The 14,652-nt window shown below is 64.5% G+C and carries 19 protein-coding genes; 7 read left to right on the top strand and 12 right to left on the bottom strand.

What is annotated here, in order from left to right; all coding sequences use genetic code 11:
* Window positions 1-64 precede the first annotated feature (64 nt).
* The 4 genes from CVM73_RS03710 to CVM73_RS03695 form a co-directional block, all read right to left on the bottom strand.
* The gene (locus CVM73_RS03710; protein WP_100230643.1) at window positions 65-1,102 is read right to left on the bottom strand and encodes an aspartate-semialdehyde dehydrogenase; all 1,038 of its coding nucleotides are present in this window, start codon (window positions 1,100-1,102) and stop codon (window positions 65-67) included.
* 302 nt (window positions 1,103-1,404) lie between these two features.
* Window positions 1,405-2,007 (bottom strand): PepSY domain-containing protein, encoded by a 603-nt coding sequence (locus CVM73_RS03705; protein ID WP_167406601.1) that lies wholly within the window; start codon window positions 2,005-2,007, stop codon window positions 1,405-1,407.
* A gap of 251 nt (window positions 2,008-2,258) precedes the next feature.
* The gene (locus CVM73_RS03700; RefSeq protein WP_100230641.1) at window positions 2,259-3,005 is read right to left on the bottom strand and encodes a TetR/AcrR family transcriptional regulator; all 747 of its coding nucleotides are present in this window, start codon (window positions 3,003-3,005) and stop codon (window positions 2,259-2,261) included.
* Window positions 3,006-3,139: 134 nt separating this feature from the next.
* A complete protein-coding gene (locus tag CVM73_RS03695) occupies window positions 3,140-4,348 on the bottom strand; it encodes a patatin-like phospholipase family protein (RefSeq protein ID WP_100230640.1) in 1,209 nt (402 codons plus the stop codon).
* Window positions 4,349-4,550: 202 nt separating this feature from the next.
* Between CVM73_RS03695 and tgt the strand changes: the two genes are divergently transcribed.
* On the top strand, window positions 4,551-5,696 hold the full coding sequence (gene tgt / locus CVM73_RS03690; protein ID WP_100230639.1) for a tRNA guanosine(34) transglycosylase Tgt: 1,146 nt from the start codon (window positions 4,551-4,553) through the stop codon (window positions 5,694-5,696).
* Between the two features lies 1 nt (window position 5,697).
* Here tgt and CVM73_RS03685 read toward each other — a convergent pair whose 3' ends face one another.
* Window positions 5,698-5,916 carry a hypothetical protein gene (locus CVM73_RS03685; protein ID WP_100230638.1) on the bottom strand — a complete coding sequence of 73 codons (219 nt, stop codon included), beginning with the start codon at window positions 5,914-5,916 and terminating at the stop codon, window positions 5,698-5,700.
* Window positions 5,917-6,139: 223 nt separating this feature from the next.
* On the opposite strand from CVM73_RS03685, the gene cysK reads away from it, so the two are divergent.
* Both cysK and CVM73_RS03675 read left to right on the top strand, forming a co-directional pair.
* Window positions 6,140-7,117: a cysteine synthase A gene (gene cysK / locus CVM73_RS03680; protein ID WP_100230637.1), complete on the top strand. Its 978-nt coding sequence runs from the start codon at window positions 6,140-6,142 to the stop codon at window positions 7,115-7,117.
* Between the two features lie 3 nt (window positions 7,118-7,120).
* The gene (locus CVM73_RS03675) at window positions 7,121-7,360 is read left to right on the top strand and encodes a BrnA antitoxin family protein (protein ID WP_100230636.1); all 240 of its coding nucleotides are present in this window, start codon (window positions 7,121-7,123) and stop codon (window positions 7,358-7,360) included.
* A gap of 254 nt (window positions 7,361-7,614) precedes the next feature.
* Here CVM73_RS03675 and CVM73_RS03670 read toward each other — a convergent pair whose 3' ends face one another.
* Both CVM73_RS03670 and CVM73_RS03665 read right to left on the bottom strand, forming a co-directional pair.
* Window positions 7,615-9,045, bottom strand: a complete 1,431-nt coding sequence (locus CVM73_RS03670) for a caspase family protein (protein ID WP_100230635.1) — start codon at window positions 9,043-9,045, stop codon at window positions 7,615-7,617.
* Window positions 9,046-9,245: 200 nt separating this feature from the next.
* Window positions 9,246-10,121, bottom strand: a complete 876-nt coding sequence (locus CVM73_RS03665; protein WP_100230634.1) for a DMT family transporter — start codon at window positions 10,119-10,121, stop codon at window positions 9,246-9,248.
* A 151-nt stretch (window positions 10,122-10,272) separates the two neighbouring features.
* Between CVM73_RS03665 and CVM73_RS03660 the strand changes: the two genes are divergently transcribed.
* Entirely contained in the window at window positions 10,273-10,671 is a 399-nt protein-coding gene (locus tag CVM73_RS03660) for a RidA family protein (protein ID WP_100230633.1), read from the top strand.
* A 50-nt stretch (window positions 10,672-10,721) separates the two neighbouring features.
* Here CVM73_RS03660 and CVM73_RS03655 read toward each other — a convergent pair whose 3' ends face one another.
* The 3 genes from CVM73_RS03655 to CVM73_RS03645 form a co-directional block, all read right to left on the bottom strand.
* Window positions 10,722-11,267 (bottom strand): hypothetical protein, encoded by a 546-nt coding sequence (locus CVM73_RS03655; protein ID WP_167406600.1) that lies wholly within the window; start codon window positions 11,265-11,267, stop codon window positions 10,722-10,724.
* Window positions 11,212-11,562, bottom strand: coding sequence for a hypothetical protein (locus tag CVM73_RS03650; RefSeq protein WP_100230631.1), 351 nt, complete (start codon window positions 11,560-11,562; stop codon window positions 11,212-11,214). The genes CVM73_RS03655 and CVM73_RS03650 overlap by 56 nt, the downstream gene beginning before the upstream one ends.
* 212 nt (window positions 11,563-11,774) lie before the next feature.
* A complete protein-coding gene (locus CVM73_RS03645) occupies window positions 11,775-12,362 on the bottom strand; it encodes a formyltransferase family protein (protein ID WP_100230630.1) in 588 nt (195 codons plus the stop codon).
* Between the two features lie 186 nt (window positions 12,363-12,548).
* Here CVM73_RS03645 and CVM73_RS03640 point away from each other — a divergent pair, with 186 nt between their 5' ends.
* The 3 genes from CVM73_RS03640 (at window position 12,549) to CVM73_RS03630 (ending at window position 13,827) form a co-directional block, all read left to right on the top strand.
* Window positions 12,549-12,833 carry a hypothetical protein gene (locus CVM73_RS03640; RefSeq protein WP_100230804.1) on the top strand — a complete coding sequence of 95 codons (285 nt, stop codon included), beginning with the start codon at window positions 12,549-12,551 and terminating at the stop codon, window positions 12,831-12,833.
* 198 nt (window positions 12,834-13,031) lie between these two features.
* Entirely contained in the window at window positions 13,032-13,250 is a 219-nt protein-coding gene (locus CVM73_RS03635; protein ID WP_100230803.1) for a hypothetical protein, read from the top strand.
* Between the two features lie 154 nt (window positions 13,251-13,404).
* Window positions 13,405-13,827, top strand: coding sequence for a hypothetical protein (locus CVM73_RS03630; protein WP_100230629.1), 423 nt, complete (start codon window positions 13,405-13,407; stop codon window positions 13,825-13,827).
* Window positions 13,828-13,854: 27 nt separating this feature from the next.
* Here CVM73_RS03630 and CVM73_RS03625 read toward each other — a convergent pair whose 3' ends face one another.
* Complete coding sequence (locus CVM73_RS03625; protein WP_027575377.1) at window positions 13,855-14,157, bottom strand: hypothetical protein; 303 nt, start codon at window positions 14,155-14,157, stop codon at window positions 13,855-13,857.
* Window positions 14,158-14,259: 102 nt separating this feature from the next.
* On the bottom strand, window positions 14,260-14,487 hold the full coding sequence (locus CVM73_RS03620; protein WP_100230628.1) for a hypothetical protein: 228 nt from the start codon (window positions 14,485-14,487) through the stop codon (window positions 14,260-14,262).
* Window positions 14,488-14,652: the final 165 nt, after the last annotated feature.

Genomic DNA, 14,652 nt, shown 5'->3' with positions numbered 1-14,652 from the left:
CAGCGGTGCTTTGCACCGCTGAACTCGCACCTCAGGATAACGGGTCGAGAGTTCGTCCCGCGTGCTACGCCATCACCCGCTGCGGCAACAGCTCGGCGATCTGCACCGCGTTCAGTGCCGCGCCCTTGAGCAGCTGGTCGGCCGCCACGAACATCGAGATCGAGTGGCCGCTAGCGTCGCTGAGATCCTTGCGGATGCGGCCGACCAGGACGTCGTCCTGGCCCGAGGCGTCGATCGGCATCGGGAAGTAGTTCCTGGCGCGGTCGTCGATCACCTTCACGCCGGGCGCCTGGGCCATGATGGCGCGGACCTGGTCCTCGGTGATCGGCTTCTCGCATTCGAAGGTGATGGCCTCGCAATGGGCGCGCAGCACCGGCACGCGCACGCAGGTAACGCCGACAGCGATGGTGTCGTCCTCGAAGATCTTGCGGGTCTCCTTGATGACCTTGGTCTCCTCGTCGTTGTAGCCGGTGTCAGGGTCGATGGCCGTGTTGTGGTTGAAGAGGTTGAAGGCGTAGGGGTGCGGCATCACCTTGGGCATATAGACCTGCCCGTTGAGATTGGCGCGGGTGGATTCGACGAGCTCCTCCATCGCGGCGGCGCCGGCGCCGGAGGCCGCCTGATAGGTCGAGATGATCACACGCTTGATGCGGTTCTTCCGGTGGATCGGCCAGAGCGGCACCAGCGCGGTGATGGCGGCGCAGTTCGGATTGGCGATGATGCCCTTGTGGTCGCGGATCCTGTTCGCGTTGATCTCGGGGATCACCAGCGGCACGTTGGGGTCCATGCGGAAGGCGGAGGAGTTGTCGACCACGACGGCGCCGGCCTTGACTGCGATCGGCGCATACTTCCTGGAGATGCTGCCGCCGGCGGAGAACAGGGCGATGTCGACGCCCTCGAAGGCGCGCTCGGTCAATTCCTCGATCACGACGTTCTGGCCCCGGAACGACACCGTCTTGCCGGCGGATCTGGCGCTGGCCAGGGCCTTCAGCTTGCCGACGCGAAAGCCGCGCTTGTCCATGGTGGCGATGAATTCGGCGCCCACCGCACCGGTGACGCCGACAATCGCGACGACGGGATCGTTACTCACTTTGTCCTCCATTCCATTTCAGTTGAGCATGATCTTGTCGGAAAACCGGATTCCACTTTTCCGGATCATGCGGTTGAGATTCAGACAACAAAAAAGCCCCGGACCATCGAGGGCGGGGCTTCGGTCAAGCTGATGCGTTTAAGTCGACGACCTACGCGCGCACGCCTCCCCGGGCCCCTGGGGCCGTGGTGGTTTTGGTCGTGCGTTTGGTGGTCGTGAACATGGCGGCGACTTATGCGGGAGAGTCTTGCGGCCGTCAATGGCTTTTCGCCCCGGTTGGCGCCGGGCAGCGGGCCACCGCTATTTGGCAGTCGCTATTTCGTCCTGGCGCCCGGCGGCTCCAGAATGACCTCCTTGAGGTCGTCGCCGCTGATCACGACGATCGCAAAATTGAGCCGGCCGCGTTCGCGGACCAGTCCGCCGCTGATGGCCTTGCCCGAGGCTGCGCGCTCGGCGACGCGTACGGCATCGGCGAGGCGGTGCCTGATCGCACCGAGCGCTGCGAGGTTGCTGCGGTCCTCATGGTCGAGCTCAGTGAGGGGGAGGGCGGCTTCGCCGCCGACGAGCTCCCCCGTCGCGGCATTGATGGTGTGGCGCCAGATCCGGTCGTTGTGCAGGGTCTTGACCCGGTAGACCGGCACGCCCGAGCCGCCGTCGAAGCTCACATCCGCCGTCCTGGCGCCGGCATGGCGGGCCTCCGCAATCGCCATGGCCTGGCTGATCGTGATCGACGATGAGCGGAATCGTTCGATCTCGCGGCTGACCGCCTGGCGATCCGCCTCAGCATCACCATCTGTGTCGCTGTGAAGCGCGGTCGGTGTGCCCGTGGTCACGATTGCCTGTGCCGGCGCGGCGATGAGCAGCGCGGGCAAGGCGAACGCAAGCAGTTGCGAGGTCCATCGTTTGGCTGTCGTCATGCTCGAAACCCTCGGCCAGCGAGTGTGCCGGATGATCGTAAAGAATTCGCGGCCGGCCTTGGGCATCGGCCGGCCGCGGAGCGCCGCGGCGGGCTGGACCCGCCGTGACGATCGAAGCGGTCCGGACCTCTTTGGGGCTGGTGAAAAAGCGGCCCGTACCGACTTATAACTAAACCATACCGTATCGTTTTATTTTGGTCAATGCGGCCACGCCGTCCGCTCTGGGGAAAGTCCGCGCGCTCACGGAATTGTCAGCGGGAGGAGCGGCGCCGCGGCGTGACTTTGGGGGCGTCCTGGACGCGGTCGGCTGGCCCCAGCGCGCCGGCCAGGAACAACTTGATCGCCGCACGCATGCGCTTTTCTGCGGCCTTCAGCTCCAGCGCCGTTCCGAACGTCGCCATGCGGTGGGTGTGACCGACGACGACGTCGAGGAACACCTCGGCTGCAATGGTGGTGTCTTCGACATCGAGCGCGCCTTGTGCCACCAGGTGGTCGAAGAAGCGTGCGGTGGTGGCGACGGCCTTGAGCCAGCCTTCCTCCTTGCCGAGCTTGGCGACGTCGGGGAAGTTGATGGCCTGCGACGTCATCATGCGGCTGAAGGCGACGGCGTCGGGACCGCAGGTGAACGTCAGCATCTCGCGTCCGATCTCGACCAGCCGCTGCTCGACCGAGATGTTCGAGGCGCTGGAGAGCTGCGTCTCCGCCGCCGCCGAGAGCGGCGCAAGCCAGCGCGCGATCTCGCGCCTCAGCACGGCCGCAAACAGCCCGCGCTTGTCGCCGTAGCGGGAATAGACCGTGGGCTTGCTGACCCGCGCCGCTTCCGCGACCGCGTCGAGCGAGGTGGCGTCGAAACCACGATCCAGGAACAGGCGGGTGGCGACCTCGATCAGCCGCTGATCGCGCTCGATCGCGGCTGACTTCGTCGGCCGGCCGCCGCGCGATTTCGGCACCTCGCGCCGTGGCGCTGCCGGTCTTGTCCTGGTCGCAGTCAATCCCATGCCCAATGATTCCTGCGCGTTTCTGACGTCGTCTTTGCTCTATAACGCGCAGCCACCGGGGCGTCATCGCGAATCTGGCCGAATTGGCCGTATCGTCAACGGTCTCGATACGGCCTCGTTCCCTTCACGCCCGCTTACGGAAGCGTCGAGGTCCAGGCCTGGCCGGATGCAGCCTTCTCGTAGCCGTACTGATACAGCGCCCGCATATAGGTGGTATCGAACCCTTCCGAGGGCGGGGCGGGGTAATCGCGCGCGATGTAGGAGAGATGGAAGCCCAGTCGGTTGCGCTTGGCGAAATCGTAAGTCGAGAAGATGATCGAGCGCGTCTGCGATTGGGTGATCGCCGACAGGCTCCGTGAGGCAACGTCGATGGTGCCGTTGGAGACGAGCTCGAAGTTGCGTTCGATCTTCTTGTTGACGAGGATGTAGATGTCCATCTTCGCGTTGCCGGGCAGGCGGCCGCTCTGGAACAACAGGGCTTCCGGCAAGGTCAGCACCGGGGCCGTCACGCCGCCGTCGACATGCATCTCCTGAAACTTGCGGCCCTGGCCTTCGGCGTCGATCATGATCGGCGGAAACACCAGGGGAATGCTGGCGGAGGCCGCCATCACGTCGCGAAACAGCTTCAGGGCCTCGGGCGTTCCGACCGCAGCGATCTTGCCCATGTCCCAGATCGCGGTCCGCTGGGTGTCGAGATCGGTCGTCACCACCAAGAGCTTGCGGCCTTTCGCGTGCTCGCGCGCGACCTGCACCATGATCTCCGGACCGACATAGCGTGCGACGAGCTCGCGCAGCCTTGTGTTGCCGAACAGGCCTGATCCGAACAGCACGCGCATGATGCTGGGATCGTTCAGGAGGCTCTCCGCGATGCCGCTGGTGTAGACCTCCTTCAGCGTGTCGTCGTATTGCGAGCCGAGAAACGCAAAGGGCGCGATCAGGCCGCCGGTGCTGACGCCCGAGACGACCGAGAAGGTCGGACGGGTTCTGGCCGCGGTCCAGCCGTTGAGCACGCCGACGCCATAGGCGCCATCGGCGCCGCCGCCGGAGAGCGCCAGATAGGTTTTCGTCGCGGTGCTGGTGTCCTTCTCGAAGCTGAATTTCGTGACGGGTTCGTCAGCGTAGCGCCGGAGGCCGTCGATATCCAGCACGCGCGATGTGCTGGCCTCCGTGGCCGTGTAGGGCGTGCGGGGCAGGGAGGTGCAGGCGCCGAGCGCCAGGCTGCACATCAGGACCAGCAATTCGATCAGGCCGACGCCTGTCTGCCTGATCCGGTCACGCGAGGAGACGGATGCGTCGGTCGAACACGAAGGATACGGCATTGTCGGTGGCTGGCGATCACGCATCTACCGCCGCCGGCAAATTCGCCGCGGCATCTCGTCCAGCCCCCAAAGAAAAAACTACACTGTATCGTTTTGTTTGGCAAGGGGGATAGTCACCATCCTCACGCTGGTTGGTGTCCCAGTCTGAAGCACAAACCGGCCAGACCGCGGCCTGGCGGGTTCTGGCGGGTTGATCGGCCTGCTCCGACACGCAATAAGCACCGCCATGAATCCCGACAATGACGTACCCAATCACTTTGAATTGCTCGCCACCGATGGCGCCGCGCGCACCGGGCGGCTGACCACGCCGCACGGCGTGGTGCGGACGCCGGCCTTCATGCCGGTCGGCACCGCCGGTGCCATGAAGGGTATGCACTGGCGCGATGTGCGCGATGCCGGCGCCGACATCGTGCTCGGCAACACCTACCACCTGATGCTGCGTCCGAGCGCCGAGCGGATCGCGGCCCTCGGCGGCCTGCAGCGGTTCACCGGCTGGAACGGGCCGATGCTGACGGATTCCGGCGGCTTCCAGGTGATGTCGCTGTCGGATCTGCGCAAGGTCAGCGAGAACGCCGTGACCTTCCGCTCGCATATCGACGGTGCCAAGGTCGAGTTGTCGCCGGAGCGCTCGATCGAGGTGCAGCGTTTGCTCGGCTCCGACATCGCCATGCAGATGGACGAATGCGTGCGGCTGCCCGCCGAGCGCGCCGACATCGAGCGCGCGATGCAATTGTCGCTGCGCTGGGCCGAGAGAAGCAAGCGCGCCTTTGCGAGCGCCCCGGACGGCTACATGCTGTTCGGCATCGTGCAGGGCGGCGACGTGCCGCAGCTTCGTCATGCTAGTGCCAGAGGCCTGGTCGCGATCGGCTTCCACGGCTATGCGATCGGCGGCCTTGCCGTCGGCGAGCCGCAGGCGGTGATGCTGGCGATGATCGATGAGACCGCACCGCTGCTGCCGAGAGAGCGGCCGCGCTATCTGATGGGCGTCGGCACGCCGGACGACATCCTCGAAGCGGTGAAGCGCGGCGTCGACATGTTCGATTGCGTGATGCCGACCCGCAATGGCCGGCACGGCGTCGCGTTCACGCGCTTCGGTCAGGTGAATTTGCGCAATGCGCGCCACGCCGACGATCCGCGTCCGCTCGATGAGGAGAGCTCATGGCCCGCGGCGCGCAACTACGCGCGCGCCTATCTGCACCATCTCGTCAAGGCGGGCGAGACGCTGGGGGCGATGCTGCTGTCCGAAATCAATGTCGCTTACTACCAGTTCCTGATGCAGGGCATCAGGGACGCGATCGCACAGGGAAGGTTCGACGAGTTCTACCAGCGCACGCGCGAGGACTGGGCGAGGGGCGACATCGCCCCGCGCTAGATCAGTTGCACAGGAAGCGCCGCTTCACGGCGTGCTTGGTTACGAAGCCGTAGCCGCAATTGTCGCAGGTCCAGAGATAGCTGATCATATGGTCCGAGACATAGGCAGAAGCTTCGGCGGCGACCATGGAGTCGGCGCAGACGGGACAGGTAGGCAACTCGCTGCAACGCGGATCGCGGTTGGTCGCGACGGTCGGCAACACTTCAGCAACTGCTGACATCGTGGTGACCTCCCTGCTTTGAGACCTAAGTCTAACATAAGCAGAATCAGTTGACGAGGTCGCAACACAAATGCGTTGGTTTTCTGATAATTGCAGCTCACGCGATTTTGCGATGCAGCGTATTTAACATGTGCCGCATTGTCGCTTGCGTGCCGTCACAAGCTGTCTGTAACTGCGCGGGAGCCGCGGCAAACGCGCAAATCGTCGCCACAGGGAGTTCAGCATGGACGCATCGTCCAACACGGGTGCAGCGCACCAAGCCGGCCGCGGCCGGATCTATGACTCGATCGTCGATGCCTTCGGCAACACGCCCATCGTGCGCTTGCGCCGGCTGCCCGGCATGCACGACGTGAACGCGACCATTTTGGCAAAACTTGAATATTTCAATCCGGCCGCAAGCGTGAAGGACCGCATCGGAGCGGCCATGATCATCGCGATGGAGAAGGCGGGCATCGTCAAGCCCGACACCGTGCTGATCGAGCCGACCTCCGGCAATACCGGCATTGCGCTCGCCTTCGTGGCGGCTTCGCGCGGCTACCGGCTGAAGCTGGTGATGCCGGAGTCGATGTCGATCGAGCGGCGCAAGATGCTGGCTTTTCTCGGTGCCGAGCTGGTCCTGACGCCGGCAGCCCAGGGCATGAAGGGCGCGATAGCGGCCGCCGAGGAGCTGTTGAAGACGACGCCGAACTCGGTGATGCCGCAGCAGTTCAAGAACCTAGCCAATCCCGAGGTGCACCGCCGCACCACCGCGGAGGAGATCTGGAACGACACCGGCGGCAAGATCGATTTCTTCGTGGCCGGCGTCGGCACCGGCGGTACGATCACCGGCGTCGGCCAGGTGCTCAAGCCGCGCAAGCCGTCGTTACGGGTGATCGCGGTTGAGCCGGAGGAGAGCCCGGTGCTGTCGGGGGGACAGCATACCCCGCACAAGATCCAGGGCATCGGCGCCGGTTTCGTCCCTGACATCCTCGACCGCTCCGTGATCGACGAGATCGTGAAGATCAACTCGACGACAGCGATCGAGACCTCGCGCGCGCTGGCGCGGCATGAGGGCATTCCGGGCGGCATCTCCTCGGGCGCGGCGATCGCGGCCGCGCTGCAAATCGGCAAGCGCCCCGAAGCTGCGGGAAGGACGATCCTGGCGATCGTACCGTCCTTCTCCGAGCGGTATCTTTCAACGGCTCTGTTCGAGGGAATCTAGGACATGGCGGATCAACCGAGACGACCGCGCACGCTTGGCGATGCCAGAACGGAAGCCGAGGCGGCGTTCAAGAAGGTGACGGCGAAGGTCGCCGCAGCACCACCCAAACAAAACGCCGTTCCCAGCATCAAGGAGCAGGTCACGCTCCGCATCGACCAGGATGTGCTGGAGTTCTTCCAGGAGGGCGGTCCCGGCTGGCAGGACCGCATCAACGAGGCGCTGCGGAAAGCAGCGGGGAAGTAGCCAACCTCGTCATTGCGAGCTACCGGGTTCGCGCGAAGCGCGGCCCGATGACAGGCTCCGCGAAGCAATCCAGAATCTCTCCGTCCGTGTCCCGGACAAGCCGCGACGCATGAGCGTTGCGGCGCAGAGCCGGGGCACGAGAAGCAGGGAGTAACACGCACTAATCCCGCAATGACGGAGCACGCGGCAACACCGTCGTGCCAACGAAAAAGCCCGGCGCGAGCCGGGCTTTTGTTTTGAAGTTGCCGTCGCTCTCAGCGGCGGAACATGCCGCCCATCATGCCGCCGACGACACCGCCGACGAAGGCCGCACCGGCAGCATCGCCGGGGCTGCTGCGTTGTTGAGGAGCGGGCGCCGGCGCGCTGCTCGGAGGAGCGCTGGCGGCGCGGCGAGGGGCCTTCTGGCTGCCGTCGCTGGCCGTCGCCGGAGCAGCCACGACTTCCGAGAGCAGGGCCTTGTGCTGATGCTTGTTGAGGTAGCCGGACGACGGATAGCCGCGCGCGGCCTGCCAGCGCTTGATCACCACGCGGGTCTCGTCGCTGAACACGCCGGTCTGCTTGGTGTCGAAGCCGAGGCCGGTGAGGCGGCGCTGCACGTCGCGGCGCCCGGTCTTGTCGAGGCCGATCTGGTCCTCGGTGACCTGGGTGGCCTCGTCGGTGAAGGTTGCGGGATCGACGCCGGCGTTGAGCGTGCGGGTCGCGGTCGAGGGGCCGCTCTTGATCGCCGCGAGGCGAGCCAGCGCCAGCGCCTTGAACTGACCATTCGGATAGGCGGAGAGATAGGCGTTGAGCTCCTCCGGCTTGTTGGACTCCTTCACAGAGCGCCAGTATTCGAGCTCGACACCGTCCGAGCTCCCGGTCGCTGCCGGCACGACGCCGGAAGCGGTCGGGGCCGCGTTGGCGACCTGGGTGGTCGGGGCCTGATTGAGATAGACGGAGCCCGTCAGGTTGGTGTGGCCCCAGGGCAGCTGGCCCTTGCGGGTCTCTTCATTGACCTGGGCGCGCACCGACGTCATCGCCTGCTGGATTTCGACGCCGGGCTTGGTGATGTTGTCGATCAGCGCGCGGGTGAACGGGCTGTTGTTGCCCTCCTGGCCGTCGAGCGCAGTCTGGCCGGGGCCGGTCGCGAACGCGATCAGCGTGCCTTCGCCGGACTTCATCTCGGCGAGACCGCTCTGGACGTTGACGCTGCGGGTTGCCGAGTTCGACTTGATCTTGGCGGCGAACGGATTGTCGCGGCAGGCATCGAGGAAGACCAGCTTGACCTTGGCATCGCCCATGGTCTGCTCGAGCGTCAGGTCGATGTTGATCGCGGCCCCGAGCTTGACGTCCATCTCCGACTTGATGTCGGCATCGACGGGCAGGAGATAGTTGGTGCCGCTGACGGCGATGCCGTGGCCGGCATAATAGAACAGCGCGATATCGGAGCCCTGCGCCTTGCGGCCGAAATCGAGCAGCTTCTCCGTCATCTGGTCGCGGCTGAGATTGGAGCCTTCGATCACCTCGAAGCCGACATTGCGCAGCGTGGCCGCCATCGCCTTGGCGTCGATCGGCGGGTTCGGCAATTGCGCGACGTTCTTGTAGGAGCCGTTGCCGACGACGAAGGCGACACGGCGGTCAGCCTTGGCGGCACTGATCGACAGCGCCATGCACATCAGCGAAGCGAGGAGGGTGAGATAGCGCATTCTGAAATCCCCAGAATCGAATTGCAGGCAGCAACAAATTGGCAACGAACCTACACGAAGTGCCCGACTTCGCGCCACCAAAACGGCAGTCCGCTGCGTCAACCCGCTGCTATGTGGCCGAATGTGCACGATGGAGTGGTCCTCCAACGTGATCCAAATCACACGGCCACTTCGTTTTGTCGCGCGAGGCGGCGCGAGGTTCACTGCGCGGGGGCAGGAACCGGCGACGCTGGCTTCAAATTCAGGAGATTGCCGAAAAGGATCAGCGCCGCGCCGAGCACGGTCCAGGCGTCGAGCCGCTCGGAATACAGCAGCCAGCCGGCAGTCGCGGTCAGTGGAACCCGTAGGAAGTCCATCGGAACGACGATCGTCGCGTCGGCGTAGCGCATCGCGCTGGCGAGGCAATAATGTGAGAATGTGCCGCAGATGGCGATCACGCCGACCCAGGCCCAGACATAGGCCGATGGCCAGGTCCAGACGAACAGCGTCGGCACGAAGCCTGCGACCGATTGCACCACCAGCATCCAGAACAGGATCGAGAGCGCGCTTTCAGTGCGGGTCAGCGATTTGACCAGCGCCATCGAGACGCCAAATCCCATGGCGGCCCCGAGAGCGATGAGCTGCCCCGGATTGATCTCCCCGGTCGCGGGTCGGACGATGACGATCACCCCGACGAGTCCGAGCACGATGGCGGCGATCTTCCATGACGTCATCCGCTCCGACAGGAAGCTTGCCGCGAGGAGGGCCGTCCAGATCGGCATGGTGAACTCGATCGCCACGACCTGGCCGATCGGGATCAGCGTCAGCGCGAAAAACCAGCCGAGCTGGGCAATATAGTGCACCAAATTGCGCCCGACATGTTGCGGCATGCGCGATGTCTTGAGCACCTTCAGGCCGCCAGCGCGGAAGATGATCGGCGAGAGCAACAGGAAGCCGACCAGCGACCTCACTTCCATGATCTGAAAAACATTCAGCTCGCGCGTGGTCTCGCGTCCCGCAACCGCCATGACCAGCATCAGCGACAGCCAGCCGGCCATCCACAGGGCAGCCATCGTTTTGGACGGTGTCGCGCTCATTGGGGCAGAATGCCGGAGGATGGAAATCGGAAGGGACGGCCGGTATCGGCGACATCGTCGGCGTTTGCAACGGTCAAATCTGCGGATGCAGCGATGCAGGATGTCGTGCTAGGCATCTCTGGATAACGAGGAGATCGGGAGAGCTTCGCTCATGCATATCTTGCAGCCGGCCGAGTGGAAAAAACCGCGCGGCTTCTCCCATGGTGTCGTGGCTGAGGGGCCGGGCCGGTGGGTGGTTCTGGCCGGCCAAACCGGCGGCGACGAGGCCGGCAATTACGCGCCCGACATGGCCGCGCAGGTCGCGACCGCGCTGAAGCGGATCATCAAGCTCCTGGGCGAAGCCGGCGCCGGCCCCGAGCACATCGTCCGCCTGACCTGGTACCTGACCAGCCGCAGCGAATATGAAGCGGCCGGTGCTGGCATTGGCGCGGCCTGGAAGGAAACGCTCGGACGCAATTTCCCGCCCTCGACGCTGCTCTATATCGGTGGCCTCGTCGACGACCGGGCCAAGGTCGAGATCGAGGTCACGGCATTCGTGCCGGACGCATAAAAAAGACCCGGCGAAGCCGCCGGGTCGATTTGTCGTAACTGCGGTTCGCCTTAGCGCGTCATCGAGATGCTGGCGCCGCGGAACTGGCTGTCCGCGCGCATCGTGACGGTCTGCTTGTTGCCGCTGGTCCTCAGCGCGATGTTGGCGTTGAAGCCTGCGGCGGAGGCGACCACCTCGAAGTTTCCGCCGCCGCCGCGGCCCTGGAGCGAGCCGGAGATGTTGCGGCTGGCCTCGGCCCAGCTTCCCGAAATGGCATTGCCCGCCGACTGAACGTTGGCGGAGAGGATGAACTTGTAGGCGTCGCTGGCACAGGTCAGCGTCATTTCCATCGTGGGCCCGATGGGAGCATATTTGGCGCGGCAGCGGATGCGTTCCGTCGATCCGTCCTCGAGGCTGACGGTGCCGCCGCCGCTCCAGCTCCCCGCCATCGGAGCGAACGGACCGGATTGCGCCTTGCTTTCGGAATTGGCGGCTGCGGCCGCAAAAAAACCGGCGGCCGCGATCAGCAACCGCCGGTTCCGGGCACGAACCTTCGTTGGTTTATTGGCGCGATGCTTCCCAGCGCCCGCTGCACGGTATGCCTGCTGATGCTCCATTCCACTTCCCCGATCCGGCGTTGCCGTTGAGTTGACCGTTGGCATATGCACCATTGATCGAAACTTTCACAAGTCCCCCGCTACCGATGGTGCCGGAAACGTTAGCGCCGGGCGCAGTGATCTTGCCATCGGCAACCGTCAGCATGGAGCTCGCGGTCGGTTCGCATGAACCGCTCTTGGTCACGATGGTGACGTGCCAGTTGCCGTCATAGGGGCTCTGGGCAAAGGCGGGGGCGGCGAGGGTGCCGGCGAAAACTGAGGCGGCACAGAACACCGCAATGCGACCAAAACGCATGAATTCGTCCTTGAATGTGTCTGATATGCTGACGGTTATTCGGTCGAAATGTGACGGAAATTTGTTGCAATGCCAAAGCGAAAATTGTTCCTGTGGGAACAATGGTTTATTTGCGCTTTTGGCCCCAATTTTCGAAGTGGAATCAAGGCGCCCTCACGTTAAGGGTAAACGTCAGGGCGACTCAGGAAAGGCTCGACTCAGGAAAAGCCGACTCAGGAAAGGCTTGGCGCGGAGGTCGCGAACTGTTCGTCCTGAGTCTTGGCGGGCAACGCCTTGTGGACCTTGACGTAGTCGATCACGTCGGCCAGCAGCTTGAGCCCGAGCGGCGCCAGCGCGCGCTCCCAGAGCTCCCGTGCGGTCTCGCCCTTCTTGACGAAGCACCAGTCCTGGGCGGCGATCGCGCCGGCGTCCATGCGGTCGGCGAGATGGTAGATCGTGCCGCCAGCGACCGGATCGCCTTCCTTGATGGTCCATTCCACCGCGGCCTTGCCACGATGGCGCGGCAGCAGCGAGGGGTGATAGCCGATCCCGCCGAACTTGGCGGCAGCGAGCGCGTCCTTGCCGATGCGGGCGTGGCTGTGCGCGGTGATGATCAGATCGGTGTCGGGGGCAATCTCGGACGCCACCACCAGTTTCGGATTGGCCTGGACCACGACCTCGATGCCGGCGGCCCTGGCTGTCGCGGCGAGGCGATCCTCGGCATCGGTCACCACGACCCGGACGACCGCGATGCTGTGCTCCCGCAGCATGTTCAGGGTGGTCACGCCGAAATGGCGGGAGCCGACGAGGGTAATGCGCATGGGTGTCCGATCCGTCTCGCAACTGCGTCATCCCCCGATAACACGTCCGTACGCCCTGTCACCACCCGCGCGGCGTTTGCGTGGGTTATCAACAATGCGCCGTGTGGCTGCGGCGAACTCAGGGATTGCGCAGTCGATCGCTCCGGTGCTTCCATGCGGGTATTGCACCGGCTCGGGAGCGAGCGCATGCGCAGCGTCCGGTTTTTCGTTTTCGCGACACTGATGGCGGCCACTTCGGCCCATGCTGGTGGGCCGTATCCGGCGGTCCCGCCCGAGACCGGGGTCGCGCCGTTCGTGGGGCCGACCTGGGACGCCTATCGTTGCGCCCAGGGGCCGGTGATCAATTTCTATCATCGCGCCTATTACGGCGAGGAGCCGCCGGCGCTCTATCGCGGCTATGCCTACCGGCCATATTACCGCTACGGCGCCTATCGCAGATTGCCGCGCACCTATTTCTGCGTCACCGACTAGCGTTAACCTGGTTTTGGCCGCTGGCGTGATCGCCGGCGGGCTTTTCATACCGTGCATCACGAAATCATCGGACGGTAACACGATCTCAACCAGCTAGGCGTATCGACGAATCCGTCGCGGATTTGTATTGCGTACCGCGACACGAAAACGTCCGCCGGCGTGGGCGCGCCGCCGGGCCTTTTCGCCGGGACAGATTTCATGCCGAGCGCAATCGAGCAGATCGTCGACGCCTATGTGCGTCTGAAGAACCGCCGTGGACTCGACGAGCTGATGATGCACAGGCAGCGGCTCGCGGTCGACCTGAAGAGCAGGTCCGGCTATGATTTCAGCCTGCCGATCGGCCAGATCAACGAGGAGATCGCGATCATCGAGGCGGGGCTCAACCGGCTCAAGGCGGAGAATTCCAAGGCGATCTAGAGGTCTGCGTCGTTGCGCGGGATCGGGGGCCGACGCATCGTCGCAGTCCGAGCCTGGTTCATGCACGGTTCAGGCCTGCCGTGTCTCAATCGTCAGATCGTTTCGTGGGACACGAATCCTGATAGGCTTGTCCCCGTGATTTGGAGGAGTCGTCATGATCGAGCTTGCGCTGGCCGGCCTGCTTGCGTTCGCAACCGTGCCTGCGGCACCGCCGGCGCCCATGGTGGAGCAAGTTCAGTTCAGAGGTGGTCCGGGCGGACAATGTCCGCACGGCTATGATTTCAACCACTCGAACGGCCGCTGCTATCCCAATGACTATCACGCGCCGGGTGTCTACACCCGGGATCCCGGGCCAGGCTACGGCTACGGGGGCGGCGGCCTCTGTCCGCACGGTTACGATTACAATTACGCGAATGGCCGTTGCTATCCGAACAGGGCGCATGCGCCCGGCGCTTACGGCGCTCCCGAATACTACGGACGACGCGGCGGGCTGTGTCCGGACGGCTACGATTACAACTATTCGCGCGGACAATGCTATCCGAACAGCGCACGCGCTCCCGGCATGTACGGGCGATAATCGATCGCCGTGCCAAGGCGGGCGCGCTCAGTCGCGCCGGCCGCCGTCAATCACCGTGAACAGCGGCCGCGCCGGCGTCGGCTCGACCAGCAGCTCCTCCACCAGTGCGGTTGCCGCATCGACATATTTGCGGGTCGGCTTGTCGAGAGGGCGCTTGGCCTCGTCGTCGAGCGCGACTTTTGCGGCTTCGACCAGCTTGCGCATGCGTGCCGCATGGTCGTCGCCCGCGGTCAGCGTCGCTCGCGCCAGCGAGCGCAGCACGAACAGCTCGCCCTCGAGGCGGAGCAGGCGGTCGTTAAGCCTGGTAAGGACGGCGTTGAGGTCGGCCATGGGGTTCGACGCGGAGGATCCATGCTGATCTAGCGGCGATCGGTGAACGGAGTCCAAACGGCGCCGGTGCAATTCGGCCGATCCTGTGACGCCGTGGACAGCTTACCACTCGACGTCCGCCCAACGCCTCCCGAACACAGGCGGCCTCGTCTTCACGGCTTGCCAGCCGAAGAAATGATGCTTGCCGGACCAGGTGTGCACGACGCCGCTACAGATGCCGCATTTGAAGCTGCCGGTGTGGGCCTCGCTGTGCTCCTCTCGGGTCGCGGTGTAGTTCATGCCGCAACCCGCACAGGTGAACTCTTCGATCGTCCAGATGCTGTTGGCCATTGCCCAGAATGTGTTTCGGTGACCTCGGTCCACAGTAGGCGCCAGCGTTTGCGGCGGGGTAAACTGGCGCGGGGAAATCCGGTTAACGGGCATTAGCCAAGCCGGGCTGGAGCGCAGGCGATGCGATATCCGCCGGCCCACCAGAGTCACGGGCAGGGGCGTCAT

It is taken from the genome of Bradyrhizobium forestalis (assembly GCF_002795245.1).
GTDB classification, from domain to species: domain Bacteria; phylum Pseudomonadota; class Alphaproteobacteria; order Rhizobiales; family Xanthobacteraceae; genus Bradyrhizobium; species Bradyrhizobium forestalis.
This window is presented reverse-complemented; position numbering and strand designations above follow the sequence as displayed.

Coding starts and splice junctions, on each gene's coding strand:
- CVM73_RS03625 (WP_027575377.1), bottom strand. CDS start 14,157: ATGGCCGACCTCAACGCCGTCCTTACCAGGCTTAACGACCGCCTGCTC.
- CVM73_RS03665 (WP_100230634.1), bottom strand. CDS start 10,121: ATGAGCGCGACACCGTCCAAAACGATGGCTGCCCTGTGGATGGCCGGC.
- CVM73_RS03630 (WP_100230629.1), top strand. CDS start 13,405: ATGATCGAGCTTGCGCTGGCCGGCCTGCTTGCGTTCGCAACCGTGCCT.
- CVM73_RS03695 (WP_100230640.1), bottom strand. CDS start 4,348: ATGCGTGATCGCCAGCCACCGACAATGCCGTATCCTTCGTGTTCGACC.
- CVM73_RS03710 (WP_100230643.1), bottom strand. CDS start 1,102: ATGGAGGACAAAGTGAGTAACGATCCCGTCGTCGCGATTGTCGGCGTC.
- CVM73_RS03705 (WP_167406601.1), bottom strand. CDS start 2,007: ATGACGACAGCCAAACGATGGACCTCGCAACTGCTTGCGTTCGCCTTG.
- CVM73_RS03670 (WP_100230635.1), bottom strand. CDS start 9,045: ATGCGCTATCTCACCCTCCTCGCTTCGCTGATGTGCATGGCGCTGTCG.
- CVM73_RS03675 (WP_100230636.1), top strand. CDS start 7,121: ATGGCGGATCAACCGAGACGACCGCGCACGCTTGGCGATGCCAGAACG.
- CVM73_RS03635 (WP_100230803.1), top strand. CDS start 13,032: ATGCCGAGCGCAATCGAGCAGATCGTCGACGCCTATGTGCGTCTGAAG.
- cysK (WP_100230637.1), top strand. CDS start 6,140: ATGGACGCATCGTCCAACACGGGTGCAGCGCACCAAGCCGGCCGCGGC.
- CVM73_RS03685 (WP_100230638.1), bottom strand. CDS start 5,916: ATGTCAGCAGTTGCTGAAGTGTTGCCGACCGTCGCGACCAACCGCGAT.
- CVM73_RS03700 (WP_100230641.1), bottom strand. CDS start 3,005: ATGGGATTGACTGCGACCAGGACAAGACCGGCAGCGCCACGGCGCGAG.
- tgt (WP_100230639.1), top strand. CDS start 4,551: ATGAATCCCGACAATGACGTACCCAATCACTTTGAATTGCTCGCCACC.
- CVM73_RS03650 (WP_100230631.1), bottom strand. CDS start 11,562: ATGCGTTTTGGTCGCATTGCGGTGTTCTGTGCCGCCTCAGTTTTCGCC.
- CVM73_RS03655 (WP_167406600.1), bottom strand. CDS start 11,267: ATGGAGCATCAGCAGGCATACCGTGCAGCGGGCGCTGGGAAGCATCGC.
- CVM73_RS03660 (WP_100230633.1), top strand. CDS start 10,273: ATGCATATCTTGCAGCCGGCCGAGTGGAAAAAACCGCGCGGCTTCTCC.
- CVM73_RS03640 (WP_100230804.1), top strand. CDS start 12,549: ATGCGCAGCGTCCGGTTTTTCGTTTTCGCGACACTGATGGCGGCCACT.
- CVM73_RS03645 (WP_100230630.1), bottom strand. CDS start 12,362: ATGCGCATTACCCTCGTCGGCTCCCGCCATTTCGGCGTGACCACCCTG.
- CVM73_RS03620 (WP_100230628.1), bottom strand. CDS start 14,487: ATGGCCAACAGCATCTGGACGATCGAAGAGTTCACCTGTGCGGGTTGC.